The following is a 26,392-nucleotide window of genomic DNA, read 5'->3' as shown; positions in this document are numbered from 1 at the left end:
GCAACGATTTCGTCGCTCTATGGTGCGCAACTCATATTCATGGAATGCGGCCGAAGCAAGGATTTGGTCGTGAGGAGCTTTGCATGTTCAATGGGTCCATCCCCGCCCTCGTCACCCCCTTCACGGATGCCGGCCTGATCGACGAAGACAGCTTCGCCGCGCATGTCGACTGGCAGATCAGGGAAGGCAGCAGTGGTCTCGTTCCCGTCGGCACGACGGGCGAATCGCCGACGCTGTCGCATGCCGAGCACAAACGGGTCGTGGAGCTCTGCATCGAGGTCGCCGCAAAGCGCGTTCCCGTCATGGCCGGTGCCGGTTCGAACAATACGCGCGAGGCCGTCGAGCTTGCCCAGCATGCCGAGAAGGTCGGCGCAAATGCGGTGCTTGTTGTCACGCCCTATTACAACAAGCCGACGCAGAAAGGTCTGATCGCGCATTTTTCGGCGATCGCCGAGGCCGTCGATCTGCCGATTTATATCTACAACATTCCCGGCAGGTCGGTGATCGACATGACGCCGGAAACGATGGGTGCGCTCGCCAAGGCGCACAAGAACATCGTCGGCGTCAAGGACGCGACCGGCAAGATCGAGCGCGTCTCCGAACAGCGAATCACCTGCGGCAAGGATTTCAGGCAATTGTCCGGTGAGGATGCAACCGCGCTCGGCTTCAACGCTCATGGCGGCGTCGGCTGCATTTCGGTCACGGCCAATGTCGCGCCGCGCCTCTGCGCCGATTTCCAGGCGGCGACGCTGGCGGGCGATTATGGCCGCGCGCTGGAATATCAGGATCAGCTGATGCCGCTGCATAAGGCGATCTTCATGGAGCCAGGTCTCTGCGGCGCCAAATATGGGCTTTCCAGGCTTGGCCGTATGAGCCGCAACGTCCGCTCACCCCTGCTTTCGACGCTGGAGCCGGCGACGGAGGCGGCGATTGAGGCGGCCATGCGTCATGCCGGCCTGCTGAACTGACGCCGCGGTCGCCTTCACAAGGCAGCATCGCTCCCTTACATAAGGGACAAGAAATGGGGGCGCGGCTTCTTGCGCCCCGAAGCAATGGAATGTCGTCATGGCCCCCAAAGGCAGCCAGCGCGTAGTCAACAAGATCGTGGCCGAAAACCGCAAGGCCCGCTTCAACTACGAGATTATCGATACCTATGAGGCGGGCCTCGTGCTGAAGGGCACGGAGGTCAAGTCGTTGCGCGAGGGCAAGGCCAATATCGCCGAATCCTATGCATCGGATGAGGACGGCGAGATCTGGCTGATCAATTCCTATCTTCCGGAATATCTACAGGCGAACCGCTTCAACCACGAACCGCGCCGGCGCCGCAAGCTGCTGCTGTCGGGCCGTGAAATCAATCGCCTGCGCTCGGCTGTCAACCGCGAAGGCATGACGTTGGTGCCGCTGAAGATCTATTTCAACGATCGCGGCCGGGCGAAGATGGAACTGGCGCTCGCCAAGGGCAAGAAACTTCACGACAAGCGCGAATCCGAGAAGGAACGCGATTGGAACCGGCAAAAGAGCCGTCTACTGAAGGATAACGGCTGACGCAGCAGATATGCTGCTGGCTCTGCGGCTTTGAGCGGATCAGTCCTCGAAGTCGCTGGCGGGGGCGACTTCGGCCGGGCGCGGCGCCCGCTCCGAGGGATCGCGGCCGATTTCGGCCTTCAGAGACAAGAGATCGATAAAGTGGTCGGCCTGCCGGCGCAGGTCGTCGGCGATCATCGGCGGCTGCGTCGCCATGGTCGAGATCACCGAGACCTTGCGGCCTCTGCGTTGCAGCGCCTCTACCAGATTGGTAAAGTCGCCGTCGCCGGAGAAGATGACCAGGTGGTCGACCGTCTCGGACTGTTCCATGGCATCGATCGCAAGCTCGATATCCATATTGCCCTTGATCTTCCGCCGGCCCATGGAGTCGGTAAACTCCTTGGCCGGCTTAGTGACGACTTTGTAGCCGTTGTAGTCGAGCCAGTCGATCAGCGGACGGATGGAGGAATATTCCTGATCCTCGATCAGGGCAGTGTAATAGTAAGCGCGCAGGAGGTAGCCGCGTTTCTGAAATGCTTTCAACAGCTTGCGGTAATCTATGTCAAAACCGAGGCTCTTGGATGCAGCGTAGAGGTTGGCACCGTCAATAAAGAGTGCAATTTTTTCGCGTGGGTCAAACATCGCTTACCAATTCCAATTGAGAGAAATCGAAATTCGCACGGTATCAAATTTCAAAAAATACAATGATTTACTGCGTTCGTTGATTTGATCCTTACTTTAATAAGTGTTCATATAAGAGAGATTTAGGGCACGATTCGGCATATTCCAAGCAACCTTCGGTAGAATTGTGACATTCTCCATGGAAATTTAGCTCAGTCGCCGATAAAGAGGAGTGAGCTGGAATGAAAAACTTGTATTTGCCCGGTTTTAATTGTATCGGGCGTGCTAATCCCGAAATGACGACCGTAAAGGACAGGCAATGGCCCGTGTCACAGTTGAAGATTGCATTGACAAGGTGGAGAACCGCTTCGAGCTGGTTCTGCTCGCGAGCCACCGCGCTCGGCTGATTTCCCAGGGCGCCTCGATCACCATCGATCGCGACAACGACAAGAACCCTGTCGTGGCGCTGCGCGAAATTGCCGACGAGACGCTTTCCCCCGATGACCTCAAGGAAGACCTGATCCATTCGCTGCAGAAGCACGTCGAAGTCGACGAGCCCGAGCCCGATCCGGCAAGCATGATCGCCGCCAACGGCGCTGTCGCAGCCGACAGCGAAGAGCAAGACGATCTGCCGGAGACGATTACTTTCGACCAGATGTCGGAAGAAGAGCTCCTGGCCGGCATCGAAGGCCTCGTGCCGCCGGAAAAGAGCGACGACTACTAAGCGCGAAAACGAACGACGATTACCAATCGTCAATCTTGCGCCTTTATTGCTTAGGCATATTATTGCCCATGTGTGCGCCAATCGTTGATTGGCGCGCTTTTATTTTTATCGGAGTGGCTTTGGAATGATGCGGCAGTACGAGCTCGTGGAGCGGGTTCAGCAATACAAGCCCGATGCCAATGAAGCACTGCTGAACAAAGCCTACGTCTACGCCATGCAGAAACATGGCCAGCAAAAGCGCGCGAGCGGGGATCCCTACATCTCCCATCCGCTCGAGGTCGCTGCCATCCTGACCGACATGCATCTCGACGAATCGACGATCGCGGTCGCCCTGCTGCACGACACGATCGAGGATACGACGGCGACGCGGGCCGAGATCGACGAACTTTTCGGCGAGGATATCGGCCGCCTCGTCGAGGGCCTGACGAAGATCAAGAAGCTCGATCTCGTCACCAAGAAGGCCAAGCAGGCGGAAAACCTGCGCAAGCTGCTGCTCGCCATATCGGACGATGTGCGCGTGCTGCTCGTCAAGCTCGCCGACCGCCTACACAATATGCGCACCCTCGATCACATGTCGGCCGACAAACGCGCCCGCATTTCCGAGGAGACGATGGAAATCTATGCGCCGCTCGCCGGCCGCATGGGTATGCAGGACATGCGTGAAGAGCTGGAAGAGCTCTCCTTCCGCCATATGAACCCGGAGGCTTACGAGACCGTCACCAAGCGGCTGGAGGAGCTTTCGAAGCGCAATGAGGGCATCGTCAAGAAGATCGAGGCGGAACTGCGCGACCTGCTCGTCGCAAGCGGCCTGACGAGCGCCTATGTCAAGGGCCGGCAGAAAAAGCCCTATTCCGTCTTTCGCAAGATGCAGTCGAAGTCGCTGTCCTTCGAGCAGCTTTCCGATGTTTACGGCTTCCGTCTCATCGTCGAAGACATTCCTTCCTGCTACCGGGCACTCGGTATCGTACACACGCGCTGGCGCGTCGTGCCCGGACGCTTCAAAGATTATATCTCGACGCCGAAGCAGAACGATTACCGCTCGCTGCACACGACCATCGTCGGTCCTTCCAGCCAGCGCATCGAACTGCAGATCCGCACCAAGCGCATGCATGAAATCGCCGAATTCGGCATCGCGGCCCACACGCTGTACAAGGACGGCGCCACCAATGCCGACGGCGACATCCTTTCGCGTGAATCCAATGCCTATTCCTGGCTGCGCCACACGATCGAGGCGCTCGCCGAGGGCGATAGCCCGGAAGAATTCCTCGAACACACCAAGCTCGAGCTCTTCCAGGACCAGGTCTTCTGTTTTACGCCGAAGGGCAAGCTGATCGCCCTGCCGCGCGGCGCCACGCCGATCGACTTCGCCTATGCCGTTCACACCAATATCGGCGACACCACGGTCGGCGCCAAGATCAATGGCCGCATCATGCCGCTGGTGACGCGGCTTGCAAATGGCGATGAAGTTGAGATCATCCGCTCCGGCGTGCAGGTTCCGCCCGCCGCCTGGGAGGAAATCGTCGTCACCGGCAAGGCCCGCGCCGCCATCCGCCGCGCCACCCGCATGGCAATCCGCAAGCAATATGCCGGTCTCGGTCACCGCATTCTGGAGCGCACCTTCGACAGGGCGGGGAAGATCTTCTCGCGCGAGGCGATGAGACCGGCGCTGCACCGTCTTGGCCAGAAGGATGTCGAGGATGCGATTGCCGCCGTCGGCCGCGGCGAAATGTCTTCTCTCGACGTGCTCCGCGCTGTCTATCCCGACCATCAAGACGAGCGCGTCACGGTGAAACCCTCCGGCGACGACGGCTGGTTCAACGTGCGAAGCGCGGCCGGCATGATCTTCAAGATTCCCGGCAAGACCAAGGCAGGCGCCGAAGGCGGGCATTCCGAACTCGACGCCGACGTCGATATCGGCCCGATCCGCGGCCTGTCCGGCAATGTCGATGTCAAGTTCGCCTCGACAGGCGCGGTGCCTGGCGACCGTATCGTCGGCATCATGGATCAGGGCAAGGGCATCACCATCTATCCGATCCAGTCGCCGAGCCTGCAGCGCTTCGACGATCAGCCCGACCGCTGGATCGATGTGCGCTGGGATCTCGACGAGGCCAACAAGTCGCGCTTCATGGCCCGCATCATGGTGAACGCGTTGAATGAGCCCGGCACGCTCGCCAAGGTCGCTCAGACGGTTGCCGGGCTCGACGTCAATATCCGCCTGCTGAACACGGTGCGGGTGGCGGCCGATTTCACCGAGATGATGCTTGAAGTCGAGGTCTGGGATCTGCGCCAGCTCAACCAGTTGCTCGCCCAGATGAAGGAACTGGATTGCATTGCCACGGTCCGGCGGCTCTACGAGTAAGCCTTTGTTAATCCAGTCACGGCCTTGAGCCGAAAATTGCACATTTTATGATCGATTCCCGATCCTTGAAGGGCATGAAAAAGGCTACCAATGCATTGGGTGCATAGCTGTTGCCATTTTGCGGCTGTGGTAATTAACCTTTGTCGGGCCTATCTTCTGCTCATCGAAACGCAAACAGAAGATGAGACAAGGTAATGTTTGACCCTATCAAGAAAATCGCTCGCGCCTTTCGCGCTCCCACCACGCAGGAACGTGAAATGGCCTATCTCAACGGCTCGCTCGATCGTATCGATCTCGAGTTTCGTCAGCGCCAGGTCGACCGCGGTCTGTTCCGCAATCGCTGATACCAGACTTTATACTTGAGCTGAGGTGAGGGACGTTATGCATAACGAACGCCCCTCGTGAAGAAGCTTCTCGGTACAAAGAGAAGTGGCGGCCTGTTTTCCGGACGGTACCATTTGCCGCTCTTGTCATGGTCGCGTGCGCTGCAGTAAATACCGGCCATGTTGTTTCGCCGTCGCCAGCCAGCGGGCTTCAAGGAAAAGATGCGGGAGCTTCTGTGGCCGCGCAAGGGTTTCCTTCGCCCGATCCGTTATCTGACAATGCGCATCCTGCGCTTGAGCGCTTCGCCGCACGCGGTTGCGGCCGGGGTCGCTGCCGGTGTCTTCGTCTCGTGGACGCCTTTCGTCGGCGTGCATTTCATCATGGCCTTCGTCATCACCTATTTCCTGTCCGGCAATATGGTGGCTGCCGCGCTCGGTTGCGCGGCCTTTGGCAATCCGCTGACCTATCCCTTCATCTGGGGCATCACCTGGGAAATCGGCCATCTGCTGCTGAGCCGGGAAGATCATCTCGCCGGTCAGGCGGTGGATCTCGCCGCCCTCTTTCACAAGCTGAATTTTGCCGAGCTATGGAAGCCGGTGCTGGAGCCGATGCTGATCGGCGCCATCCCGCCGGCGGCGGTGACCTCGGTTGCGCTCTATGCGCTGACGTTCTACACCGTGAAGGGTTTTCAGACGCGCCGCCGTACGCGGTTGATGGAGCGGGCGCGCCTGCGTCTTGCCGGTCCGGCCGCCGACATGCCGAGCGTATGAAGCCGATACAGAATACTTGAGCGACGGAAGGTTTCGGCATGATCATCGGCATTGGCAGCGATTTGATCGACATCCGCCGGGTCGAGAAATCCATCGAGCGCTTCGGCGAGCGCTTCACCCATCGCTGCTTCACCGAGATTGAGCGGGCGCGTTCCGACCGGCGCGCAAACCGCGCCGCATCCTACGCCAAGCGTTTCGCCGCCAAGGAAGCCTGTTCCAAGGCGCTCGGCACCGGCATAGCGCAGGGCGTCTTCTGGAAGGACATGGGCGTCGTCAACCTGCCGAGCGGCAAGCCGACCATGCAGTTGACCGGTACTGCCGCCGTGCTCCTGGAGGCGATGCTGCCCGCGGGCCATAGGCCCGCCATTCATTTGACAATAACGGATGATTATCCCTTGGCGCAGGCCTTCGTGATCATCGAGGCGTTGCCCGAGAGCCTTTGACGTGGCGTCTCGTCGCTTTTGGTGTTGTCACCATTGCCGCAACCGGCCGAAGCCGTTAGAGAGAACGACAGAAAGAATTGCGCCTCGCGGCGTCTTGAAGGAATAAGACTGCGTGTCCGAAAAAGTCGAAGCCAAGCCGAACGCCCTCTGGGAAAATATCAAAGTCATCATCCAGGCGCTGATTTTGGCGATGGTGATCCGAACTGTGCTGTTTCAGCCCTTTACCATCCCGTCCGGTTCGATGATGCCGACACTGCTGGTCGGCGATTACATCTTCGTCAATAAATTCGCCTACGGCTATTCGAAATATTCGCTGCCGTTCTCGCCTGATGTTTTCAGCGGCCGCATTTTCGGCTCCGATCCGAAGCGCGGCGATATCGTCGTTTTCCGCTTCCCGCCGAATCCCGACATCGATTACATCAAGCGCTGCATCGGCCTGCCGGGCGACCGCATTCAGGTGAAGGAAGGCGTTCTTTACGTCAACGGCAAGGCGGTTCCGAAGGTGCCGGACGGTGCCTTCACCTCGGATTACAAGCTCGATCCGGGCGAGGATGTGCCGGTCTTCCGCGAAACGCTAGACGACGGCAAAACATACGACACGCTCGACCAGTCCCCGGTATCGCGCGGCGATAACACCCGCGAGTTCATCGTGCCGGAAGGCCATTATTTCATGATGGGCGACAACCGCGACAACTCGCTGGATAGCCGCTTCGATGTCGGCTTCGTGCCTGCGGAAAACCTCGTCGGCCGCGCCAGCGTCATCTTCTTCTCGCTCGGCAACGACACCTCCTTCCGCGAAATCTGGAAGTGGCCGACGAACATGCGTTGGGACCGGCTCTTCAAGGTCGTTGAATGAGTAAGGCGCAGACGCTTTCTGCGGCCGACCGCGCAAAGCTCGAAGCCCTGATCGGTCATGACTTTGCCGAGAAGGAACGCCTGGATCGGGCGCTGACCCATGCCAGCGCCCGCACGGAAAAGGGCGGCAATTACGAACGGCTGGAATTCCTCGGCGACAGAGTCCTCGGGCTCTGCATCGCCGAACTGCTGTTTCGCACGTTCGGCACGGCGGGGGAAGGCGAGCTCTCGGTTCGTTTGAACCAGCTCGTCAGCGCCGAAACCTGCGCTGCGGTCGCCGACGAACTCAATCTTCACCTCTATATCCGCACCGGCGCGGACGTGAAGAAATTGACCGGAAAGCGCATGATGAACGTGCGCGCCGATGTCGTCGAAAGCCTGATCGCGGCGATCTATCTCGACGGCGGCCTCGAAGTCGCCCGTCGCTTCATCCTGCGCTATTGGCAGGGCAGGGCGGCAAGGGCCGATGGCGCCAAGCGCGACGCCAAGACTGAGCTGCAGGAATGGTCGCACGCGAAATTCGGCGTCACGCCCATCTACCGGGTTGATGAACGCAGCGGGCCGGATCATGATCCGCGCTTCAAGGTGACGGTGGAAGTTGCTGGCATAAAGCCGGAAACCGGCGTAGAGCGGTCGAAGCGCGCCGCCGAACAGGTGGCAGCGACGAAGATGCTCGAGCGCGAAGGCATTTGGCAGCAATCGCCTGCCGGAAACTGACGGGACAATGACACAAGAAGAAGATATCGCGGCCGAAGCTGCCGTAGAAGCCAGTGGCCCGACGCATTCGGGCTTCGTCGCCTTGATCGGGCCGACCAATGCCGGCAAGTCGACGCTGGTCAATCGCCTTGTCGGCGCCAAGGTCTCAATCGTCAGCCACAAGGTGCAGACGACGCGCGCCATCGTTCGTGGCATCGCGATCCACGACAATGCCCAGATCGTCTTCATGGATACGCCTGGTATCTTCAAGCCGCGCCGGCGGCTCGATCGCGCCATGGTCACCTCGGCCTGGGGTGGCGCCAAGGATGCCGATCTGATCATGCTTCTGATCGACAGCGAGCGCGGCCTGCGCGGCGATGCCGAAGCTATTCTGGAAGGTCTCAAGGAAGTCCGGCAGCCGAAAATCCTGGTGCTCAACAAGATCGACCGCGTCAACCGCGAGGATCTGCTTGCGCTGGCCGCTGCTGCCAACGAGAAGATCGCCTTCGACCGCACCTTCATGATCTCCGCCGAAAACGGCTCCGGCTGCGAAGACGTCATGGATTATCTGGCGAGCACGCTTCCCGAGGGTCCCTGGTACTATCCGGAAGACCAGATTTCCGATCTGCCGATGCGCCAGCTCGCAGCCGAGATCACCCGCGAAAAGCTGTTTCTGCGCCTGCATCAGGAGCTTCCCTATTCCTCACACGTCGAAACGGAGAAATGGGAAGAGCGCAAGGACGGCTCGGTGCGCATCGAGCAGGTGATCTATGTCGAACGCGACAGCCAGAAGAAGATCGCGCTCGGCAAGGGTGGCGAGACCATCAAAGCGATCTCGACGGCCTCCCGAAAGGAGCTCTCCGAGATCCTCGAGCAGCCCGTCCACCTCTTCCTGTTCGTCAAGGTCCGCGAAAATTGGGGCGATGATCCCGAGCGGTTCCGCGAAATGGGCCTCGACTTCCCGAAATAGAGGTGACAAGGATTTCGCCGGATAGACGCCAGTCCCTTGTTTCCTTGGAAAAAATCGGCGTCGTTCCGGAACGAATCCAGCCTTCGCGCATTTCTTGCTCGAGGGCGCGCCGATGAGGGGCCGCCGGTTTGCGTGACCGCAAGAGCAGGTATGGCAACGTCGAGACGCATCCATTCTTTCAAGACCCCTTGCGAGCTATGTCCCTTGCGGCCCCTGCCGCATTTCAGGGAGTTCAGCCACGAGGAGCTGGAATTCGTCGCCCGTTTCAAGAGGGGCGAACTCGCCATCGATGCCGGCTCTACCATCCTTGTCGAAGGCGCACACAGCGCCCATCTTTTTACCGTGCTGGCTGGTTGGGGCTTCCGCTATAAGATGCTCGAAGACGGGCGGCGTCAGATCCTGAATTATATCATGCCAGGCGATCTGGTCGGCCTGCAGGGAACGATCGCCGGCGAGATGCAGCATTCCGTCGAAGCGCTTTCCCCGGTTTCGCTGTGCGTCTTCGAGCGTGACAGGCTGATGACGCTCTACAACAAGCACGCTTCGCTTGCCTTCGACATCACCTGGATCGCGGCGCGCGAGGAGCGCATTCTGGACGAGCATCTGCTCAGCATCGGCCGCCGCACGGCGCTGGAACGAGCGGCCTATCTGATCGCCTTCCTTTACGAGCGTGGCCGGCAGCTTAATCTCTTCAACGGCCGTAAATTCATTCCCATCACCCAGCAGCACATTGCCGATACGCTGGGCCTTTCCATCGTCCACACCAACAAGACTTTGAAAAAGCTCAGCGAACGCGGCTTAATCCGCTGGCAGGAGCGCGGCTGCGAGGTGCTGAACGGCGAGGAGTTGATGGCGATCTCGGGCTGGGAAGGGCTCGGGGAGAATAAACGCCCCTTTATTTAAGCGCGTCGCGATCTTTCAGATTCGCTCCTTTCGCTTGGGTCTTTATTTGTTCACATGTCGCCGCCGCAAAACCGCTGCACGCTTTTGCGCGGTGCGCTTTAGCCAACCGGCTTGTTATGTCTTTTTTAAATGCGGATTAGCAGTTGGGAAAATAAGGTCGTCACCATCTTCCCTCCGATTTGATTCTTATCGACTGGGCAGAAAAATGTTTTATTCAGGACGTGGTGGCGGAATTCACCGATAGCGTGCCATGCGGGGCACCGGAGGCAATGATGTTGGCGGAACGACTGGGGCGGCCCGGCGAAGGCATGGAATCATGAGCGCAATCCGTGTTCTGGTTCTTGAGGACAGTTTGATCATCGCGATGGAGGCGGAAGATATTCTGCGCCTCTCCGGCGTCCAGAGCATCGATATCGTCGGCAGCCTGGAGCAGGCGAGGGCGGCCATCGCTGCGCAGAGATATGATTTTGCTCTTCTCGACGTCAATCTCGGCGAGGGAATGAGCTTCGGATTTGCCCGCCATCTTCTCGATGTCGGCATTCCTTTCGGCTTCGTCAGCGGCTATTCCGATCCGCGCGATTTTCCGCCCGACCTGCAGCATATCCCGCTTCTGGTAAAGCCTTTCGACGAGAGGGCGATGCGGGAATTCCTGCAGAGGCTTTTCCCGGCTGCGGCCTGAAGGCTTTCATGACATAAGCCGGCCCTTGCATTAGGATGATTCGTCGTCCGTAAAGGCTTCTTTCGATGCAGTGGCAAGACCATGCGATCATTCTGGGCGTCAAACGCCACGGCGAGACGAGCGTCATCGCCGAGGTGATGACGCGTGATCGCGGCCGCCATCTCGGCATGGTGCGTTCCGGCCGCTCTCGGGCGATGCAGCCGGTGCTGCAGCCGGGCAATGCGGTGGAGATCATCTGGCGTGCCAGGCTTGACGAGCATCTCGGCGAATTCCGCGTCGAGCCGGTGACGCTGCGTGCCGCCCGGCTGATGGAAACGGCGACCGCCGTCTACGGCGTCCAGGCGATGGGCGCGCTGCTCAGGCTGCTGCCGGAGCGTGACCCGCATCCGCATCTCTTCGATGCGCTGGAGGTCATCCTCGATCATCTGCACAATCCGGCCGATGCCGGCGAGCTGTTCGTGCGTTTCGAGCTTGCGGTGCTGAACGATCTCGGCTTCGGCCTCGATCTCGCCGAATGCGCCGCCACCGGCGTCCGTTCCGATCTTGCCTATGTTTCGCCGAAGTCCGGCCGCGCCGTCAGCCGCAGCGCAGGCGCCCCCTGGGCCGACAAGATGCTGCTCCTGCCGCCATTCCTCGGCGCCGAAGGCAGTTACGCCGCCGATTTCGACAGTCTGGCCGCCGCATTCCGGCTGACCGGGTTCTTTCTGCACCGCCATGTTTACGAACCGCGCGGCATCGAGGCCGGGGCGGCCCGCGATGGCTTCGTCCAGGCTGCGCTCAAGGCGCTGAACCCGGCTTTGAGCGCGCTGTCCGGTCCGAACGGTATTTCGGCCTGACATCGTTTTTTACTGCTGCAAAACATCCTCCGGATTTGGCGGTTTACCCGCCCATGCACGCTTCCTATGTCTTGGGGCAGCCAGCCAAGGAGGATGTCATGCTGACCAAGCCCACACCATCGACGACGATCACGCTCTGGAACGGCCGCGAGATTCCGCGCCTCGGCATGGGATGCTGGGCGATCGGCGGCCCCTTCTTTGCCGGCGAGACGCCGCTCGGCTGGGGGGAGGTCGACGACGAGGAGTCGGTCGCTGCCATCGACCGCGCCATCGAGCTCGGCATACGTTTCTTCGACACCGCCTCGAACTACGGCGCCGGTCACTCGGAAGAGGTTCTCGGCCGCGCGATCGGCAATCGCGATGATATCGTCATCGCCACCAAATTCGGCTTCGCTACTGATCCTGAAACGAAGCAGGCGATCGGCGCCTTTGCCGATGAAGTCTTCATCCGCCGCTCTGTCGAGACCTCGCTGCGCCGTCTGAAGCGCGATCGCCTCGACCTTCTGCAATTCCACCTCAATGATTTTCCGCCGGAGCAATCGGATGCCGTCTTCGACGTGCTGGAAGCGCTGCGCAGCGAAGGCAAGATCGATGCGTTCGGCTGGAGCACCGATTATCCGGATCGGGCCGGGCGTCATGCCCGCCGCCAAGGATATGTCTCGGTCCAGCATACGATGAACGTCTTCGAGCCGGTGCCGAAGATGATCGCGGTGATCGAGAGCGAGAACCTGATTTCCATCAATCGCGGTCCGCTGGCCATGGGGCTGCTCACCGGAAAATTTACCGCCGACAAGGCTGTCGGCGCCAAGGATGTGCGGGGTGCCGCCCTCGACTGGATGGTCTATTTCAAGGATGGGCGTATGGCCCCGGAATTCGCCGCACGGCTCGATGCCGTCCGCGATCTCCTAACATCGGGCGGCCGTTCGCTGACGCAAGGGGCGCTTGCCTGGCTTTGGGCGCGCTCGCCGCGCAACCTTCCCATTCCGGGCTTTCGGACCGTCGCCCAGGTCGAGGAAAATGCCGGCGCCCTGGAAAAGGGCCCGCTGCCGGCCGATGTTATGGCGGGGATCGACGAAGCGCTCGCCCGCGTTTGACGATCAGGCTGCGGCGCGGCGCTTGAGCGCCCAGCCTTCGGGTCTCTCTTCGAGGATGCGGACGGCGTCTCCGATCGAGATCCGGCCGCTGCCGCGCGGCGTGGCGTTCCAGCCGAAGAGCGGGCCGGGCACACGCCGGTCAGCCGACATGCGAATGCGGCCCATGGCGGGCATCGGGTTTGCCACGTCGCGCGAACCGGTCTGCTGGTCCTGCGTCGTCATGATGCAGCGCGAGCAGGGTTTGACGAGATCGAAACGGATGCCGGCGATCTCGATCGCCGCCCAGCGGTCCTCCGGCCAGGCCTCGTCGGTGTCGATGACGATGTTCGGGCGGAAGCGTTCCATGCCGACGCTTCCCTCCCCATGGGCGGCGAGATCGGCATTCAACGCTTTCAGCGAGCCGGTCGTCGTCACCAGGATTTGATAGCCGTCGGTGAAGCTGACGGGCGTGCCTTCCCCGGCCCATTCGACGTTTGCCGTGCGCCGCGCTTGCCCGTCGAAGAAGACCAGCCGCACCTCGCGGCCGAGCCATTCGGACAGCTGGTGGTTGCTTTCCGGGTCGGCAACAGCGGCGCTGACGGTCGATTTCCACACGGTCACATCCATGCGGCTTTCAGGCTGAGGCGGCGGTACTGCTATGTCCTGCCTTCCCTGCATCAGCAGCCGGAAGGCGCCCGATTCGGATCGCACGTTGATGCGTGCGAGGTCCGGCAATTCGCGCTGAGTGATGAAGTGGCCCTGCGCATCGGTAATCATCGCCCGCCGGTCGCCGGGAAGCCCGTAGGCGTCGATCTCGGCGGCGGGCAGCGCAATGCCGCGAGCGCTCTTGAGAGGGTAGATGAAGAGGTCGCTGACACGCATGCCGTTCTCCTGGGTTTCGTCCCCTAAATTTCGTCCATGAAGGCCGAGAGAAAGTCGCGCAGGCTCTTGTCGCGCGCCGCCGCCAGCCTGCGGCCGGTCTCGGTCTGGAATCCTTCCGCCAGTTTGAACAGCTTCGTCTGGAAGTGGTCAATGGCATAGCGCTTGTCGTCGAGCGGCCGGTTGGCCCCAGCCGGATCGAATGGATCGTAAAGCCCTGACCCCAAGCGCCCGCCGATATAGAAGCAGCGTGCCGCGCCGACCATGCCGATCGCGTCCAGACGGTCGGCATCCTGCAGGATCTTTGCCTCCATCGTCTGCGGCGCGACGCCGGCCGAGAAGCTGTGGGCGGTGATGGCATGGGCCACGGCGTCGATATCTTCTCTGCTCCAGCCGAGTTCTGCCAGGATCGAAGATGCCTTCTCGGCCGCCAGCGCCGATGCCCTTGCCCTCAGCGGTGAATTCTTCTCGACCGCAACGCAGTCGTGCAGAAGTACGGAGGCGGCAAGAACGCGCCCGTCTCCGCCTTCCCCGGCATGGATGCGCATGGCGTTCTTGAAGACGCGCAGGATATGGGCGAGGTCGTGCGAGCCGTCGTCGCCTTCAGCCGCATGCGGGACCAGTGCTGCTGCAAGCGTTTCATGAGGAGAGAAGGCCTCGGCCATGAACATTGCGTCACCTGTCGTTGAGAAAATCGGGCTGTCGATGGAAGACCGGCCGAAGCCGGAAGCAGGCGGGCAGACACGGGTTTCGCAGCGAGATCTGCAGAGCCTAAGTTCTAGTACCGGCTTGCCGCGCGAGTCGCAATCGAGGCGGCTTCGGAATAACTCCTCATGCTGCCGTCTTCGGCGGCAGCGAGAGAAGATGGGGAATGTCGCGCGCCGGCCTCGGCTGACTGATGTAGTAGCCCTGGATCTCGTCGCATTCCTCGCATTCGAGCAGCGCCACTTGCGCGGCGGTTTCGACGCCCTCGACGGTGACGCGCATGCCGAGCGCATCGCCGAGCAGGATGATGGCGCGCATGATCGCATGAGCCTCCTTGTTGTCGGCAATGTCGTTGACGAAGGATTTGTCGATCTTGATCTTGTCGAAGGGGAAGCTCGAGAGGTAGCTCAGCGACGAATAGCCGGTGCCGAAATCGTCCATCGAGATGCGGATGCCGCGCTCCTTCAGCGCATGCAGGATCGGCAGCACCTCGGAGAGATTTTCCATCAGCACGCTCTCCGTGATCTCCAGTTCAAGCCGCGATGGCGACAGCGAGGCGGCGGCAAGGGCCTCACTGACATCCTGCGGCAGGTCGGTGCCGCTGAACTGGATCGCCGAAACGTTGACGGCAACCTTGATCTCCTCCGGCCATTGCGCCGCATCGCTGCAGGCCTGGCGCAAAACCCAGCGGCCGATATCGACGATGAGGCCGAGTTCCTCCGCAAGGGGGATGAAATCCATCGGCGAAACGCGGCCCCGGATCGGGTGGTTCCAGCGGATGAGAGCCTCGAAGCCGCAGATGCGCCGCTGCGAAAGATCGTAGAGCGGCTGGTAATGCAGCTCGAATTCTTCCTTCTGCATGGCGGCTCTGAGGTCGGCCTCCAGCGCATGGCGCAGTTGCATCTGCGCCTCCATCTCGTCGGTGAAGAAGCGCTCGCGCTTGCGTCCGTCCGCCTTGGCGTGCGAGAGGGCCACGCCGGCATGTTTCAGCAGCACATCGGTTTCCTCGCCATCCCCAGGCGCGACCGCGATGCCCATGGAGACGCTGAGTTCCATCTGTTTTTCGCCGCGGAGGAACGGTTCGGATAGTTCCCGGCGGATCTGGTCGGCAAGCGCCGTGACGTTCCACGGCTGCTGCCTGCCGGTCTGGAGAATGGCGAATTCGTCCGAACCGAGCCGCGCTAGGATGTTTCCCCCGGCCGAGGCGCGGATACGATCGGCAACCTGCTGCAGGATCTTGTCGCCGGCCGAAGCACCCATCGTGTTGTTGATCGATTTGAACCGGTCGAGATTGAGATGCACGAGCGCGATCTGCTCGTCCGGCCTGCGCTCGGCGAGTGCTGCATCGACCTGCTCGCGGAAATGGATGCGGTTCGGAAGGCCGGTCAGCGGGTCGTGGTGCGCGAGATAGGTGATGCGCTCGGCTGCCTTTCGATCGTCGGTAATATCGGCATGGATTGCGATACTGCTGCCGTCCGCAAGGATGGTCACCATGCTCTGGATGATGCGGCCATCGTCCATTCGCCATTCACGCCGGCGAAGGCTGTCGTTTCTTGCGGTCGCGGTGGAATGCTTTCTGCTCCGCTGGTCGGGCCTCGCGCCGGCGCTCTCCGTGCCGCGGATTCTGCCGATGAGATCGGCAATCGTCGCACCCGCATCGACATCTTCTCGCTTGAGGCCGAAGAGCTGACGGAAGCGGGTGTTGGAAAAGCTCAGCCGCTGATCGGCGTCGAAGACGCTGAGGCCGAGCGGCAGGTTGTCGAGAATGACTTCGAAGAGCTCTTTCTGTTCCTCGAATGCCTGCGTGACCGAGGCAACCTCGCCTTTCAGCGCTCGGGTTTCCCTCAGCAGCGTTTCGACACTTCTCTCGATTTCGCCATAGTCGCTTTCGTGGCTGCGATAGGTTGCTATAACGAGATCCATCAGACGCTGCGCGTCGATCGAGCCATCCGCTGTGACGGCCTGCGCACATTGCTGCCAGAAGAGCGTCTCGGCTTTCATGTGGGTGCGTCTTGCAGGGAGGTGGTGACGGCAACGGCGGAACGCGTCTTCCTCTGATGGACGTACCTCATCGCGCCGGACATGGAAACTTTCCCCAATGGTGCTCAGAAATTGATTTTCTGCAGGATAAACGGTCTGGTAGTGATTTGCGCCTCTCACTTTGTATGGTCCGAATTAATATTCGGTTGCATTGCAGCAGAGATATGCATCCGCTCATGCATTTGTTTTATATGTGAAAAACCTCTGAAATACGGGGTATGCGGCCGGCTGGAGAGGGCCGAAAGCTCTTACCCGGTGCTCCTTTAGGTTTTGTCAATCATCGTTAAGCAGAGGTTAACAACTTATTGACGCACTGCGCAAATCAGTTTAACCACCACTTCAACACCTGATTTCTCACCTTCGTATTGCGTACAAACACCACCGGCAGAAGGCGGTGAATGGAGGTTTGTATGACCCGCACCACATCCGTTTCAGACACTTCATATGCATATCTGGCGACGCTGTCCCGGCTCGATGCCAATGGCGACGGCGTGCTCAGCCGCGGCGAACGCGCTGCGGACGAGAAGCCCGGCATCATCAAGGAAATCCTGGAAGAGGACCAGGCAAGCGATGCGCAGCCGAAGTTCTCCGGCAGCCTCGTCGCGCTGATGATGGATACGCGTCACAGCGACGTGGCCAACAGCATCGCTGTTCCCTATCCGTTGCAGCAGACCGCGCCTTCCACCGGCGATCAGTCCGACGCTCTCTATCGCAACACCTACGGCCAGTTCGATTTCAACGCCGTGGCCTGAGTGGCGTGTCAACCTGACGATCTGCAAGCCGGCCGTTTGGCCGGCTTTTCTCATTCCGGGCCTTGCATCAGGAACACCTTCCGGGCTGACACGTTCAAAAAGACAACCGGACGGAAGGAAATCTCCATGAAAGCCATGTGCACCATTGCCGCCCTGAGCTTGCTTGCTGTTGCATTTCCGGCAGGCGCCCAGGAGAAGCAGACGGCGGTCGCCAATTTCGTCGATAAGGACGGCAAGGAGGACGGCCGCGCGCAGTTGACGGCCGCCGCCAATGGCGGCGTCCTGATCGAAGTCGAGATATCAGGACTGCCCGTGAACAAATGGGTGGCCTTCCATGTTCACGAGACCGGCCGTTGCGACGCCGCGACCCATCATGAATCGGCGGGCGGCCATTTCAACCCCGAGACGGCGGAGCACGGCATTCTGGCCGCCAAGGGGCCGCACCCCGGCGACATGCCCAATCAATATGTCGGACAGGACGGCGTGCTGAGGGCGCAGATCTTCAACACAATGGTTACCCTCGACGGCAAGACCGACGGTATTCGCGGTCGGGCATTGATGGTGCACGACAATTCGGATGATTATCGCAGCCAGCCTTCCGGCGACGCCGGGGAAAGACTTTCCTGCGGCGTCGTCCAATAAAGCCGACGAGCCGCTTCCGCGCTAAAATATTTCACTGCCGCGTTGGCTTTTCGGCCGTCGCGGTGCCGTTGGACCTTTTTCCGGGCGCCGGATCGTCCGACATAGCGGCCGGATCGTCCTTTTCGTCGAAGGCAAGCTTTACCCGCTTCACCATGTCCCGGCTCACCTGCCACCAGTCACCCGTCTTTGCCCAGTAGCGCAGCGTGACCGATATTGTGCTGTCACCAAGGCTGTCGATGAAAACGCTGGGTGCCGGTGACGTCAGCACCTTGGGATTGCGTTTGGCAGTGCCCATCAACGTCTCCATCGCCAGATCAAGGTCGTCCTCACGAGAAATGTTGATCTTCAGGTCGTTCTGCCGCGTCGGTTCGCGGCTGAAGTTGGTAATCGGCGTGTTCCAGAGCGTCGAATTCGGCGCCAGCCGATAGAGCCCGTCGCCGGTCCTGAGTTCTGTCGCAAACAATCCGATCTCGCGCACCGTGCCGGCCACGCTGCTGGTCTCGATATATTCGCCGACGCGAAACGGCCTGAGGACCAAGAGCATGATGCCGGCTGCGATATTCTGCAGCGTCCCCTGGAGCGCCAGACCGATCGCCAGGCCCGCCGCGCCGAGCGTCGCGATGATCGAAGCAGTCTGGACGCCGAACTGGCCGAGCACGGTAATGAACACAAGGATGAGCAGCGCATAGCGCACCACATTGGTGAAGAAGCGCGCCAGCGTTTCGTCGATGCCATGGATGCGCGACAGGCCTTCATAGGCCCAGCGGCTGATGAAGCCGGCCAGCGTCCAGCCGACGACGAGCAGGATCACTGCCCCGAGAATGGAGAAGGAATATTGTACGGCGAGCGCGCTTGCCTGGCTCAGCGCTGTGCGCGTGGCGAGGAGGACATCGTTTGCCTGTTGTTCCATAGATTCTGGCCCTGCTGATCATGCGTCGTGGGGCTAGATGGAGCAGGGCGCGGTAGCGTCAACCGCTGGCGGTGTCTTTGATCGCGAGCAGGAAAGGCGCGTTGCCGTCAGCATCGGCGCCACGGCCGATTGCCCGCACGGCCGTAACCAGCCGGCCGCCGCGGTTAAGCAGGGCATCGCCGATTTCGATCAGCCGGGCATTCGGCGTGGCGAAAGGCGAGGCGGTCCGCAGCCTGTTTGCAAGCTCTTCCTCGCTCTGATCGGGTGCCAGCGACAGGGCAGCGATCAGCGCGGCCGCCGGAGAGCGGGATACGCCCATCCAGCAATGGATGAGCAGTGGTGTCTCCTGACGCCATGAGGCGGCAAAGTCGATCAGGGCTCGAACGTGCGTCTCGTCAGGCGCCACGAGATCGCCGGTGCCCTTGAAGCTGATGTCGTTCATGCCGAGTGTCAGATGACGCTCGGCCGCAATCACTGCCGGCCGATGAAAGGCCTGCTCCTTGGCGATCAGGCTGATCATGTCGCGCGCCTTGTGGCGCACCGCCATTTCCGCGATGCGAGACAGCGGCGAAACGACGATGAAGCTCACGATGCCATCCCCCGCTCGGCCTCGATTGCCGCGAAGCGCTCGCAGAACAGCCGCTGCGCGGCGAGAGCCGGCAGCGGCTCGATCATTAGCATGTCCCTGCTGATGCCGCGCGGCTGACCGAAGAATTTCTGTGCTTCGGCGGGCGTGAAGCCTGCGAGCACCGTCGCCTCGAAATAGGCGGCGATCGTATCGGCCTTTTTGATCCGCTCCTTGAGGTCGCGCGAGGGATGCGGGGGGAGGCCGAAGCGCAGATGCACGGCGGCTTCCAGCCGCGTTTCCACCGCCTTATACCCGCCGCCGACCACCGATTTGAACGGCGAGATCATGTCGCCGATCACATATTCAGGTGCGTCATGCAGCAGCGCCATCAGGCATTCCTCCGGCCTGGCATCGTTGAAGCGCCGGAAGATATCTTCGACGAGGAGGCTGTGCTGCGCCACCGAAAAGGCATAATCGCCCGAAGTCTGGCCATTCCAGCGGGCAACGCGCGCAAGTCCATGGGCGATGTCGATGAGTTCGACGTCGAGAGGCGAGGGGTCGAGCAGATCGAGCCTGCGTCCGGACAGCATGCGTTGCCAGGCACGCGGAGCTTTCGCCATTGTCACGCGCTGGCCTCGTCGGCGCTCGTGGGGAAGACAAGGCCGGACCATTCCGGCAGCGCGAGAGAAACCGTCGTTTCGCCGGCGAGCAGCGGCGTGCCCGCCGCTATCGCGGCGCCGGCGCGATCGATGCGCACGATCGCCAGTCCCTTGCCGCCTTCGACCGAACCGAGCGTGCCGACGGGTTTGCCGGCCGCGGTGATCTCCGCCCCCGTTTCCGGCAAGGCGGTCGCGGCGGAAACCGTGACGACGCGTCGGCGGGCGGTACCGCGGTGCTGCATGCGTGAGACGACCTCCTGGCCGACATAGCAACCCTTCTTGAAGGAAAGACCGCCATTCAGGTCCATCAGCACGTCATGCGGGAAGGCGTCCTGCAGGGCGAAATCCGCTCCCGAGGTGACAATGCCGTCGCTGATGCGCAGTGCGTCGTACAGGGCCTCCGCGTCGTCGCCATGCCGTCCTGCCCGGCGAACCAGGGTGACACCCGCCTTGGCGAAGCGGCTGTCTCGGACGCCCTGGCTGTCCCGGACGCCCGGGACGCCATCGGCATCGTCACTCCAGGAAACGGTGACGCCTTCTTCGGCATGCGCCGCAAGCGTAACGGCGGCGCGCAGCTTGTACATCGTCAGTCGCTTCAGCAGTCCGTCGCGCTGGCCGGCATCCGTTTCGAGCATATATCCGTCGCCCTCCCGCCAGATCATGAAATCGAACAGGATCTTGCCTTGCGGCGTCAGCAGTGCCCCCGGCCGCGCCTCGTCGACGCCCAGCGAAACGATATCGGTGGTGATCAGGTTCTGCAGGAAGGATTGGGCTTCCGCACCGCTGACGAAGAGCAGTGCACGGTCTTTCAGGAATACGTCTGGCATGGCGGAACCCGTCGCGTTGGTCTTCGCTCAGAGGTATGTCTTTGCAGGATGGATCGCAAGCGTCATGCAAGGCGCCACAGCGCGAAGCGCGGCGCGTCAGTCGCCCGCGGTGAAGAATTTCCATTTGCCGGCAGGCGTGATGCCGAGCCGGTAGAAATTATATCCGCCGAACTCCTGCATGTCGGAAAGATCGCCAGCGGTGACGATGCGCAGCAGCTCGACGCGCTCCGGCGGCGTCAGCGACTTCAGGTCCTTCTCGGCAAAATAGGGCCAGACATACATTTCGTCGGGCGTGCCTGCGCCGACATGCACGAAGCCGGTCGAGATGATATCGAGCATGATGGCGAGGATCTCGTCTCCATCCGGATCGCCCGAAAGGTCCTTCAGCGTGCTGATCGGGTCGTCGGTCGGCTCGCCGACCGTGACCTGCGTCTGGTCGGCGCCGGCGCCCATCAGCGGCCGCAGCCGCTCGAGATCGCCGGAGGCGGCCGCCTCGACGATCTGTTCGCGCAGCTTGCGAACCGGCTCGGGCGCCTTGCTGATATCGTAGATCACCTCGGCGGGCTTGGAAGCATCCTGTGCACCCGGCGTTTTGTCGACACCCTGATTGTTCTGGCTGCTGACCAGCGGATCGGCCATGGGAACGCCGGGAGTGGCCCTGCCCTGGGGCTGGCTCTGCCCTTGACCGCTTCCCTGCGCGGACGGCGCTTCATTGGCGGCCTGGCCGGGGATTTTGTGCAGTTCGGAAAGGGCGTAAGCTGCCGGCGCCAGGAAAATATTGCCGGTCAGGCTGAACGCAAGCAGCACCGGCGCGAGCGGGATTCGCGAAACTTTCTCTTTACCGGTGCGCATCAAACTCTCTGATATCGGTTATTGCAGGGTGCGGTTTGCGGAGAATTCGCCGGCCAGCATGCGCTCGCGCAACGAATCCAGCAGGGCTTCGGCGCTGCTTTCCCCGTGCAATCTGATCGTCTCGCGCAGTGCATGCGCAATGGCGGCGTCGGCGATGATTTCAGGCTCGATTCCGTCGGCCATGCCGTCGGCCCAAGCCTCGTTCTGGTACTCCAGAGCCGCCTGCATCTTCTCGTGGACGATCATGTCGTCGATTTCGTTGAGGCTTGCTTCCATTGTCTTTTCCTCAGAACTTCTCATGTCTTACTGCACCGTTAACAACACTAACAGCCTTTTCCCAAAACGACACGTCCGCATGCGAAAACAGGTTAATTAAACGTCAATTTCCAAAGCGCGAAGTAATTTCTGTGGCGAGTGTTGCACCTTCGTTACGGTAGCGCTCTTCTGCCACGATGGCCGCCGCGGTGCAATCCGTGTAGACCGAAGCGAAGGCGCGATAGCCGCGATTGAAGGCTGCAGTGAGCCTTTCCTTGCGCTGCGGCTCGCCGCCCGCTTCTGAATCGAGCAGCCGCTGCATGCCCCTTCGCCACTCGTCGCCGCCCGCCGCCTTGCAGAGCGTCCTGAGGTAATGCACGGAGCCCAGAACCTCGGCGAACCGCGCCAGCTTGTCGTCATAGGGCACGATTAGAGGCGCCGGCGGCGCAGTTTCCTGCACTGGTGGAGGCGGCGGCGTGTTCTTGCCCTGCGCCAGCGTGGGGCCGGCCAGGAGGAGCAGGAACAGAAAGACGCGCCGAAGAGGAATCATGCGATCAGTTGATACGTTGAGCATGACGGCAACAAGGCGGGCCGGATAATTTCCACTTCTATTCGCCGCGGAGCATGATGCCGAAAAGTGTGAGCGGTTTTCGGACCACATCATGCTCTAACTTTCAATTCAGAACAGGATTCAGATTTCAGGGCGAGTCGGCCTGAAATCTGTCCTGTTCCAGTCGCTCGGCGCATTCGAGCACGCTCTGCGGCACAGGCAGCTGCCGGATTTCCTCCACCGTGTACCAGCCGAGTGCGGCTGCATCGTCGGCCGCTTCAGCCACGGCATCGGGATCCGCATCCACTCGAAAGACCGAGAGCAGGAAATGGCTGCTGACGCTGCCGTCGGCAGCATGGGTTTTGAGGTCATAGCTCGAAAACAGCCGTGGATTGCGGGCCGAGATGCCGGTTTCCTCATGAAATTCCCGAAGCGCCGTCTGCTCCGGCGTTTCGCCCGGCTCGGCCCGTCCGCCGGGAAAGGCATACATGTCGGCGGAAGGCGGATTGCGCCGTAACACCAGAAGGAATCGTCCGTCGCGTTCAAGAATGGCGGAAGAGGCGGCTTTGGCGGTGGAAATCATCGGCTGCTCGTGGCTCGGATGACCCATCCTATCTCATGAGCCGACATTTGCACCTCGTCCCTTCTTGGCTTCCCCACTTTTCGCGGGGATAGTCGTGGCGGATCGAAAGGGCTTCCATGACTTACATCATTTACGGCTTTGCCGCCGTCTTCGAAATCGCCGGCTGTTTCGCCTTCTGGGCATGGCTGAAGCTCGGCAAGCCCATCTGGTGGCTGGTCCCGGGCATGGTCTCTCTGGCGCTTTTCGCTTGGCTGTTGACGCTGGTGCCGAGCGAGGCGGCCGGCCGCACCTACGCCGCCTATGGCGGCATCTATATCCTTGCTTCGCTGCTCTGGCTCTGGCTGATCGAAAGCCGCGTGCCGGATCGCTACGACATTTCAGGGGCGCTGATCTGCCTTGGCGGGGCGAGTATCATCCTCTTTGGTCCGAGAGGCTGAAGCCTGCCGTGTGAAACTGAGCAGCGCTTTGGGCGGCTTGACCTGACACGGGCAGGGTGCAAAGACAGGGCGTGTGTGGACGTTTCGCCCTGACAAGCTCCAGCGCCGACCTGCGCGATATCTTCTCCGGTCTCGATCTCGACGACTTTCCGGCGCGCTACAACATCGCGCCGACCCAGCCGATCCTCGTCGTCATAGAGGGCGAGGGCAGGGAGCGGAGCAGCAACCTGGCCGACCGTCGCGCCGTGCTCGTGCGCTGGGGCCTCACGCCCGCCTGGGTCAAGGATCCGAAGGAATTCCCGCTGCTGATCAATGCCCGCGCCGAGACCGCGATCGGCAAGGCCTCCTTCCGCGCCGCCATGCGCCATCGCCGGGTACTGATTCCGGCGACCGGCTTCTATGAATGGCATCGTCCATCCAAGGAAAGCGGCGAGAAGCCGCAGGCCTATTGGATCAGGCCGCAACGGGGGGCGTCATCGCTTTTGCCGGATTGATGGAGACGTGGTCCTCGGCAGACGGATCCGAGGTTGATACCGGCGCGATCCTGACGACTGCGGCCAATTCCGGCATATCCGCGATCCACGACCGCATGCCTGTCGTCATCAAGCCTGAGGATTTCTCCCGCTGGCTGGATTGCAAGACGCGGGAGCCGCGCGAGGTGGTCGACTTGATGAGGCCCGTTCAGGAGGATTTCTTCGAGGCCATACCAGTCTCGGACAAGGTCAACAAGGTCGCCAATATGGGACCTGACCTGCAGGAGCCTGTTGCCATCGAAAAGCCGGCCCAAGCGCCTGAGAAGCAGAAGCCGGACGACGCCCAGCTCAGTTTCTTCTGAAACGGCATCCGCCGCTTCTTGCCTGGCTTCGCATCCGCTTCGCTCGTCTTGCCCGACTTGCGTCAGCAGGCGATCGCCTCTTCGATCCTACGCTTTATGCGGATTTTTTGACGCCGGCCGGCTTATTTTTCGCCATCAGCGATGCTGCGGCAACGGCCTTCAGTCCGACCGGACGGTAGTTGGCGGCGAGATCCGGCTTGGCGGCCTGCGGTTCGCCGGTACTGTTCTTCTTCGAAGTCACGATACTCTCCTTACGTGGTTCGTCCCTGGCTGTTTATAGTTTCCTGTTTGGTCAAAAATAGCGACAAAACGGCGACGTCGCTTATCAGGAATTGTAAACACGCACCATAATTCGCGAGGCTTAACTGAAGCCTACGTTGGTTAATACTTACTGAAAGGGGTGGTTCCAATAAAAGCGCGCGGAGGCTTTTCCGGAAAAAAAGCCCATGGCACTCCCCGCCGGGAATGAGGGGAGAGGACTATTTCCGCGACCTGGAGAAATCGGGAGTGCTTTAGAGTCAGATGTGCCGGCCGATGTCGTCGTCGCCGACGCCGGGTTCCTCGATCGTCAGCGTCCCGTATTTCCGGCGCCATTTCCGCGCGCCGAAGGGTAGCGATACGAGGTAGGCCGCGACGGTGAAGACCATCACCTCCCAGGTGTAGCTCATCAGCAGCGCCACGTAGAGCACGACGCCGAGCATCATCGGCAGCACCAGATCGCGCCGCAGCCGGTTGCCTTCCGATTTCCCGGACCAGACCGGCAGCCGGCTGATCAGCAGGAAGGCGATGCACACGGTATAGATCGACGAGATATAGGCGAAGGTGCGGTCGGTCGCGAGCCCGAGGAAACCGAGATAGACCGGCAGCAGCACCAGCATGGCTCCGGCAGGCGCCGGCACCCCGACAAAATATTCCGACTGCCAGGTCGCCTTGTTTTCGCGTTCGGCCATGACATTGAAACGGGCAAGCCGAAGCCCGGCGGCGATTGCATAGATCAGCGCGGCGATCCAGCCGAGCGAGCGGGCCTGGTCGAGCGCGAAGACATAGACGACGAGCGCGGGCGCGACCCCGAAATTGACGATATCGGCAAGCGAATCCATCTGCGCGCCGAACTTGGAGGTCGCCTTCATCAGCCGCGCCACGCGCCCATCGATACCATCGAGGAAGGCGGCGAGCAGCACCATGGCGACGGCAAGCTCGTAACGGTTTTCGAACGCCAGCCGGATGCCGGTCAAGCCGGCACAGATCGCCAGGATGGTGATGAGGTTCGGAAAGACGAGCCGAAACGGGATTTCGCGCAGACGCGGACCGCGTGCAGAATCATCGGGTCCGTTGGGTTCGAAAGGCGGAAAAGGCGTTTCCATATCGCGTTCCAATCTTCCTAGCTGCGGCGGCTGATGATGGGGCCCTTGGCGGAGGCAAATTCGGCGATGACGGTTTCCCCCGCAATTGCCGTCTGGCCGAGCGACACGCGCGGCGCAGCGCCTGCGGGCAGGAAGACGTCGAGCCGCGAGCCGAAACGGATCAGCCCGAAGCGCTCGCCGGCATCCACCGGCTCGTTGGGGTTCGCCCAGCAGAGGATCCGTCGGGCGACGAGGCCGGCGATCTGAACGACGCCGATCTGGCCGTGAGCCGTTTCGATCACCAGTCCGTTGCGTTCATTGTCCTCGCTCGCCTTGTCGAGTTCGGCGTTGACGAAGCTGCCGGAGCGGTAGTTGATGCTGGCGATCCGCCCGCGCATCGGCGCCCGGTTCACATGGCAGTTGAAAACGTTCATGAAGACCGAGATGCGCAGCATCGGCTCGGAGCCGAGGTTAAGCTCTGCCGGCGGCGTCACCATCTGGATCGCCGAGACCTTGCCGTCGGCCGGAGAGATCACCAGATCGTCGTCCTGGGGCGTCAAGCGCTCGGGGTCACGGAAGAAATAGGCGCACCACAGCGTCAAGATCATGCCGATCCAGAAGAGCGGCTTGAAGATCCAGCCGAGCACCAGTGAGGCGACGAAGAAGGCTGCGACGAAGGGATACCCCTCCTTGTGCACGGGGACGATCGTGTTGCGAACCGTGTCGAACAGGCTCATGGCTGCCGGTCTCCTTGCGTTGTCGTTTTTTGCTGGTTAGC

At 61.0% G+C, this 26,392-nt stretch carries 31 protein-coding genes and 2 pseudogenes; 18 read left to right on the top strand and 15 right to left on the bottom strand.

The window, feature by feature from the left end:
* The first annotated feature begins 83 nt into the window (after positions 1-83).
* Positions 84-968, top strand: a complete 885-nt coding sequence (dapA, locus tag ATY77_RS15800; RefSeq protein ID WP_088688041.1) for a 4-hydroxy-tetrahydrodipicolinate synthase — start codon at positions 84-86, stop codon at positions 966-968.
* A gap of 97 nt (positions 969-1,065) precedes the next feature.
* Positions 1,066-1,545, top strand: a complete 480-nt coding sequence (gene smpB / locus ATY77_RS15795; protein WP_064706753.1) for an SsrA-binding protein SmpB — start codon at positions 1,066-1,068, stop codon at positions 1,543-1,545.
* A gap of 39 nt (positions 1,546-1,584) precedes the next feature.
* Here smpB and ATY77_RS15790 read toward each other — a convergent pair whose 3' ends face one another.
* Positions 1,585-2,166 (bottom strand): NYN domain-containing protein, encoded by a 582-nt coding sequence (locus ATY77_RS15790; protein ID WP_003546927.1) that lies wholly within the window; start codon positions 2,164-2,166, stop codon positions 1,585-1,587.
* A gap of 298 nt (positions 2,167-2,464) precedes the next feature.
* Here ATY77_RS15790 and rpoZ point away from each other — a divergent pair, with 298 nt between their 5' ends.
* The 12 genes and pseudogenes from rpoZ (at position 2,465) to ATY77_RS15730 (ending at position 12,798) form a co-directional block, all read left to right on the top strand.
* Positions 2,465-2,869: a DNA-directed RNA polymerase subunit omega gene (gene rpoZ, locus ATY77_RS15785; RefSeq protein WP_088676305.1), complete on the top strand. Its 405-nt coding sequence runs from the start codon at positions 2,465-2,467 to the stop codon at positions 2,867-2,869.
* 124 nt (positions 2,870-2,993) lie between these two features.
* Positions 2,994-5,228, top strand: coding sequence for a bifunctional (p)ppGpp synthetase/guanosine-3',5'-bis(diphosphate) 3'-pyrophosphohydrolase (locus tag ATY77_RS15780; RefSeq protein ID WP_088688040.1), 2,235 nt, complete (start codon positions 2,994-2,996; stop codon positions 5,226-5,228).
* 194 nt (positions 5,229-5,422) lie between these two features.
* Positions 5,423-5,572 carry a DUF3563 family protein gene (locus tag ATY77_RS15775; protein WP_088676307.1) on the top strand — a complete coding sequence of 50 codons (150 nt, stop codon included), beginning with the start codon at positions 5,423-5,425 and terminating at the stop codon, positions 5,570-5,572.
* A 159-nt stretch (positions 5,573-5,731) separates the two neighbouring features.
* Entirely contained in the window at positions 5,732-6,322 is a 591-nt protein-coding gene (locus ATY77_RS15770) for a DUF2062 domain-containing protein (protein WP_088688039.1), read from the top strand.
* A 38-nt stretch (positions 6,323-6,360) separates the two neighbouring features.
* Positions 6,361-6,765, top strand: a complete 405-nt coding sequence (acpS, locus tag ATY77_RS15765; protein WP_088676309.1) for a holo-ACP synthase — start codon at positions 6,361-6,363, stop codon at positions 6,763-6,765.
* Between the two features lie 112 nt (positions 6,766-6,877).
* A complete protein-coding gene (lepB, locus tag ATY77_RS15760; protein ID WP_088688038.1) occupies positions 6,878-7,621 on the top strand; it encodes a signal peptidase I in 744 nt (247 codons plus the stop codon).
* A complete protein-coding gene (gene rnc, locus ATY77_RS15755) occupies positions 7,618-8,337 on the top strand; it encodes a ribonuclease III (protein ID WP_088676311.1) in 720 nt (239 codons plus the stop codon). Before lepB ends, rnc begins: the two co-directional genes overlap by 4 nt.
* Before the next feature lie 7 nt (positions 8,338-8,344).
* Entirely contained in the window at positions 8,345-9,286 is a 942-nt protein-coding gene (gene era, locus ATY77_RS15750) for a GTPase Era (protein ID WP_088676312.1), read from the top strand.
* A gap of 150 nt (positions 9,287-9,436) precedes the next feature.
* The gene (locus tag ATY77_RS15745) at positions 9,437-10,189 is read left to right on the top strand and encodes a Crp/Fnr family transcriptional regulator (RefSeq protein ID WP_088688037.1); all 753 of its coding nucleotides are present in this window, start codon (positions 9,437-9,439) and stop codon (positions 10,187-10,189) included.
* Positions 10,190-10,401: 212 nt separating this feature from the next.
* Positions 10,402-10,868, top strand: a pseudogene (locus tag ATY77_RS15740) (hypothetical protein).
* A 65-nt stretch (positions 10,869-10,933) separates the two neighbouring features.
* On the top strand, positions 10,934-11,704 hold the full coding sequence (gene recO, locus ATY77_RS15735; protein ID WP_088688036.1) for a DNA repair protein RecO: 771 nt from the start codon (positions 10,934-10,936) through the stop codon (positions 11,702-11,704).
* A 98-nt stretch (positions 11,705-11,802) separates the two neighbouring features.
* Complete coding sequence (locus tag ATY77_RS15730; protein WP_088688035.1) at positions 11,803-12,798, top strand: aldo/keto reductase; 996 nt, start codon at positions 11,803-11,805, stop codon at positions 12,796-12,798.
* 3 nt (positions 12,799-12,801) lie between these two features.
* On the opposite strand, the gene ATY77_RS15725 is transcribed toward ATY77_RS15730, so the two are convergent.
* The 3 genes from ATY77_RS15725 to ATY77_RS15715 all read right to left on the bottom strand — a co-directional run bounded on the left by ATY77_RS15725 (position 12,802) and on the right by ATY77_RS15715 (position 16,362).
* Positions 12,802-13,659, bottom strand: a complete 858-nt coding sequence (locus ATY77_RS15725) for an MOSC domain-containing protein (protein ID WP_088688034.1) — start codon at positions 13,657-13,659, stop codon at positions 12,802-12,804.
* A gap of 23 nt (positions 13,660-13,682) precedes the next feature.
* Positions 13,683-14,327, bottom strand: coding sequence for an HD domain-containing protein (locus tag ATY77_RS15720; RefSeq protein ID WP_088688033.1), 645 nt, complete (start codon positions 14,325-14,327; stop codon positions 13,683-13,685).
* A gap of 160 nt (positions 14,328-14,487) precedes the next feature.
* Positions 14,488-16,362 (bottom strand): EAL domain-containing protein, encoded by a 1,875-nt coding sequence (locus ATY77_RS15715; protein ID WP_088688032.1) that lies wholly within the window; start codon positions 16,360-16,362, stop codon positions 14,488-14,490.
* A gap of 437 nt (positions 16,363-16,799) precedes the next feature.
* Here ATY77_RS15715 and ATY77_RS15710 point away from each other — a divergent pair, with 437 nt between their 5' ends.
* Together ATY77_RS15710 and ATY77_RS15705 are read left to right on the top strand one after the other, a co-directional pair.
* The gene (locus ATY77_RS15710) at positions 16,800-17,153 is read left to right on the top strand and encodes a hypothetical protein (RefSeq protein ID WP_190237638.1); all 354 of its coding nucleotides are present in this window, start codon (positions 16,800-16,802) and stop codon (positions 17,151-17,153) included.
* Between the two features lie 126 nt (positions 17,154-17,279).
* Complete coding sequence (locus ATY77_RS15705; RefSeq protein WP_088688030.1) at positions 17,280-17,795, top strand: superoxide dismutase family protein; 516 nt, start codon at positions 17,280-17,282, stop codon at positions 17,793-17,795.
* A 31-nt stretch (positions 17,796-17,826) separates the two neighbouring features.
* Here ATY77_RS15705 and ATY77_RS15700 read toward each other — a convergent pair whose 3' ends face one another.
* The 8 genes from ATY77_RS15700 to ATY77_RS15665 all read right to left on the bottom strand — a co-directional run bounded on the left by ATY77_RS15700 (position 17,827) and on the right by ATY77_RS15665 (position 22,999).
* On the bottom strand, positions 17,827-18,705 hold the full coding sequence (locus ATY77_RS15700; protein WP_088688029.1) for a mechanosensitive ion channel domain-containing protein: 879 nt from the start codon (positions 18,703-18,705) through the stop codon (positions 17,827-17,829).
* Between the two features lie 58 nt (positions 18,706-18,763).
* The gene (locus ATY77_RS15695; RefSeq protein ID WP_088688028.1) at positions 18,764-19,294 is read right to left on the bottom strand and encodes a tyrosine phosphatase family protein; all 531 of its coding nucleotides are present in this window, start codon (positions 19,292-19,294) and stop codon (positions 18,764-18,766) included.
* A complete protein-coding gene (locus ATY77_RS15690) occupies positions 19,291-19,899 on the bottom strand; it encodes an HD family hydrolase (protein WP_088688027.1) in 609 nt (202 codons plus the stop codon). The genes ATY77_RS15695 and ATY77_RS15690 overlap by 4 nt, the downstream gene beginning before the upstream one ends.
* A complete protein-coding gene (locus ATY77_RS15685) occupies positions 19,896-20,759 on the bottom strand; it encodes a folate-binding protein YgfZ (RefSeq protein ID WP_088688026.1) in 864 nt (287 codons plus the stop codon). The genes ATY77_RS15690 and ATY77_RS15685 overlap by 4 nt, the downstream gene beginning before the upstream one ends.
* A gap of 96 nt (positions 20,760-20,855) precedes the next feature.
* Positions 20,856-21,611: a hypothetical protein gene (locus ATY77_RS15680; RefSeq protein WP_088688025.1), complete on the bottom strand. Its 756-nt coding sequence runs from the start codon at positions 21,609-21,611 to the stop codon at positions 20,856-20,858.
* An 18-nt stretch (positions 21,612-21,629) separates the two neighbouring features.
* Positions 21,630-21,887, bottom strand: a complete 258-nt coding sequence (locus ATY77_RS15675) for a hypothetical protein (protein ID WP_003578293.1) — start codon at positions 21,885-21,887, stop codon at positions 21,630-21,632.
* A 103-nt stretch (positions 21,888-21,990) separates the two neighbouring features.
* Positions 21,991-22,440 (bottom strand): TIGR02301 family protein, encoded by a 450-nt coding sequence (locus ATY77_RS15670; protein WP_190237647.1) that lies wholly within the window; start codon positions 22,438-22,440, stop codon positions 21,991-21,993.
* Between the two features lie 124 nt (positions 22,441-22,564).
* Positions 22,565-22,999, bottom strand: a complete 435-nt coding sequence (locus ATY77_RS15665) for an NUDIX domain-containing protein (protein ID WP_088688239.1) — start codon at positions 22,997-22,999, stop codon at positions 22,565-22,567.
* A 116-nt stretch (positions 23,000-23,115) separates the two neighbouring features.
* On the opposite strand from ATY77_RS15665, the gene ATY77_RS15660 reads away from it, so the two are divergent.
* Positions 23,116-23,436: a YnfA family protein gene (locus ATY77_RS15660; RefSeq protein ID WP_088688024.1), complete on the top strand. Its 321-nt coding sequence runs from the start codon at positions 23,116-23,118 to the stop codon at positions 23,434-23,436.
* A 71-nt stretch (positions 23,437-23,507) separates the two neighbouring features.
* A pseudogene (locus tag ATY77_RS15655) lies at positions 23,508-24,271 on the top strand (SOS response-associated peptidase).
* Positions 24,272-24,365: 94 nt separating this feature from the next.
* On the opposite strand, the gene ATY77_RS32875 reads toward ATY77_RS15655, so the two are convergent.
* The 3 genes from ATY77_RS32875 to ATY77_RS15645 all read right to left on the bottom strand — a co-directional run bounded on the left by ATY77_RS32875 (position 24,366) and on the right by ATY77_RS15645 (position 26,351).
* Positions 24,366-24,512: a hypothetical protein gene (locus tag ATY77_RS32875; protein ID WP_190233715.1), complete on the bottom strand. Its 147-nt coding sequence runs from the start codon at positions 24,510-24,512 to the stop codon at positions 24,366-24,368.
* A 277-nt stretch (positions 24,513-24,789) separates the two neighbouring features.
* A complete protein-coding gene (gene pssA / locus ATY77_RS15650; protein WP_088677002.1) occupies positions 24,790-25,635 on the bottom strand; it encodes a CDP-diacylglycerol--serine O-phosphatidyltransferase in 846 nt (281 codons plus the stop codon).
* 17 nt (positions 25,636-25,652) lie between these two features.
* A complete protein-coding gene (locus tag ATY77_RS15645) occupies positions 25,653-26,351 on the bottom strand; it encodes a phosphatidylserine decarboxylase (RefSeq protein WP_088688023.1) in 699 nt (232 codons plus the stop codon).
* Positions 26,352-26,392 lie beyond the last annotated feature (41 nt).

This window comes from Rhizobium sp. R634 (assembly GCF_002211305.1).
GTDB lineage: Bacteria > Pseudomonadota > Alphaproteobacteria > Rhizobiales > Rhizobiaceae > Rhizobium.
Note: the sequence above shows the minus strand (reverse complement) of the source record. Positions and strands in the feature narration are given on the sequence as shown.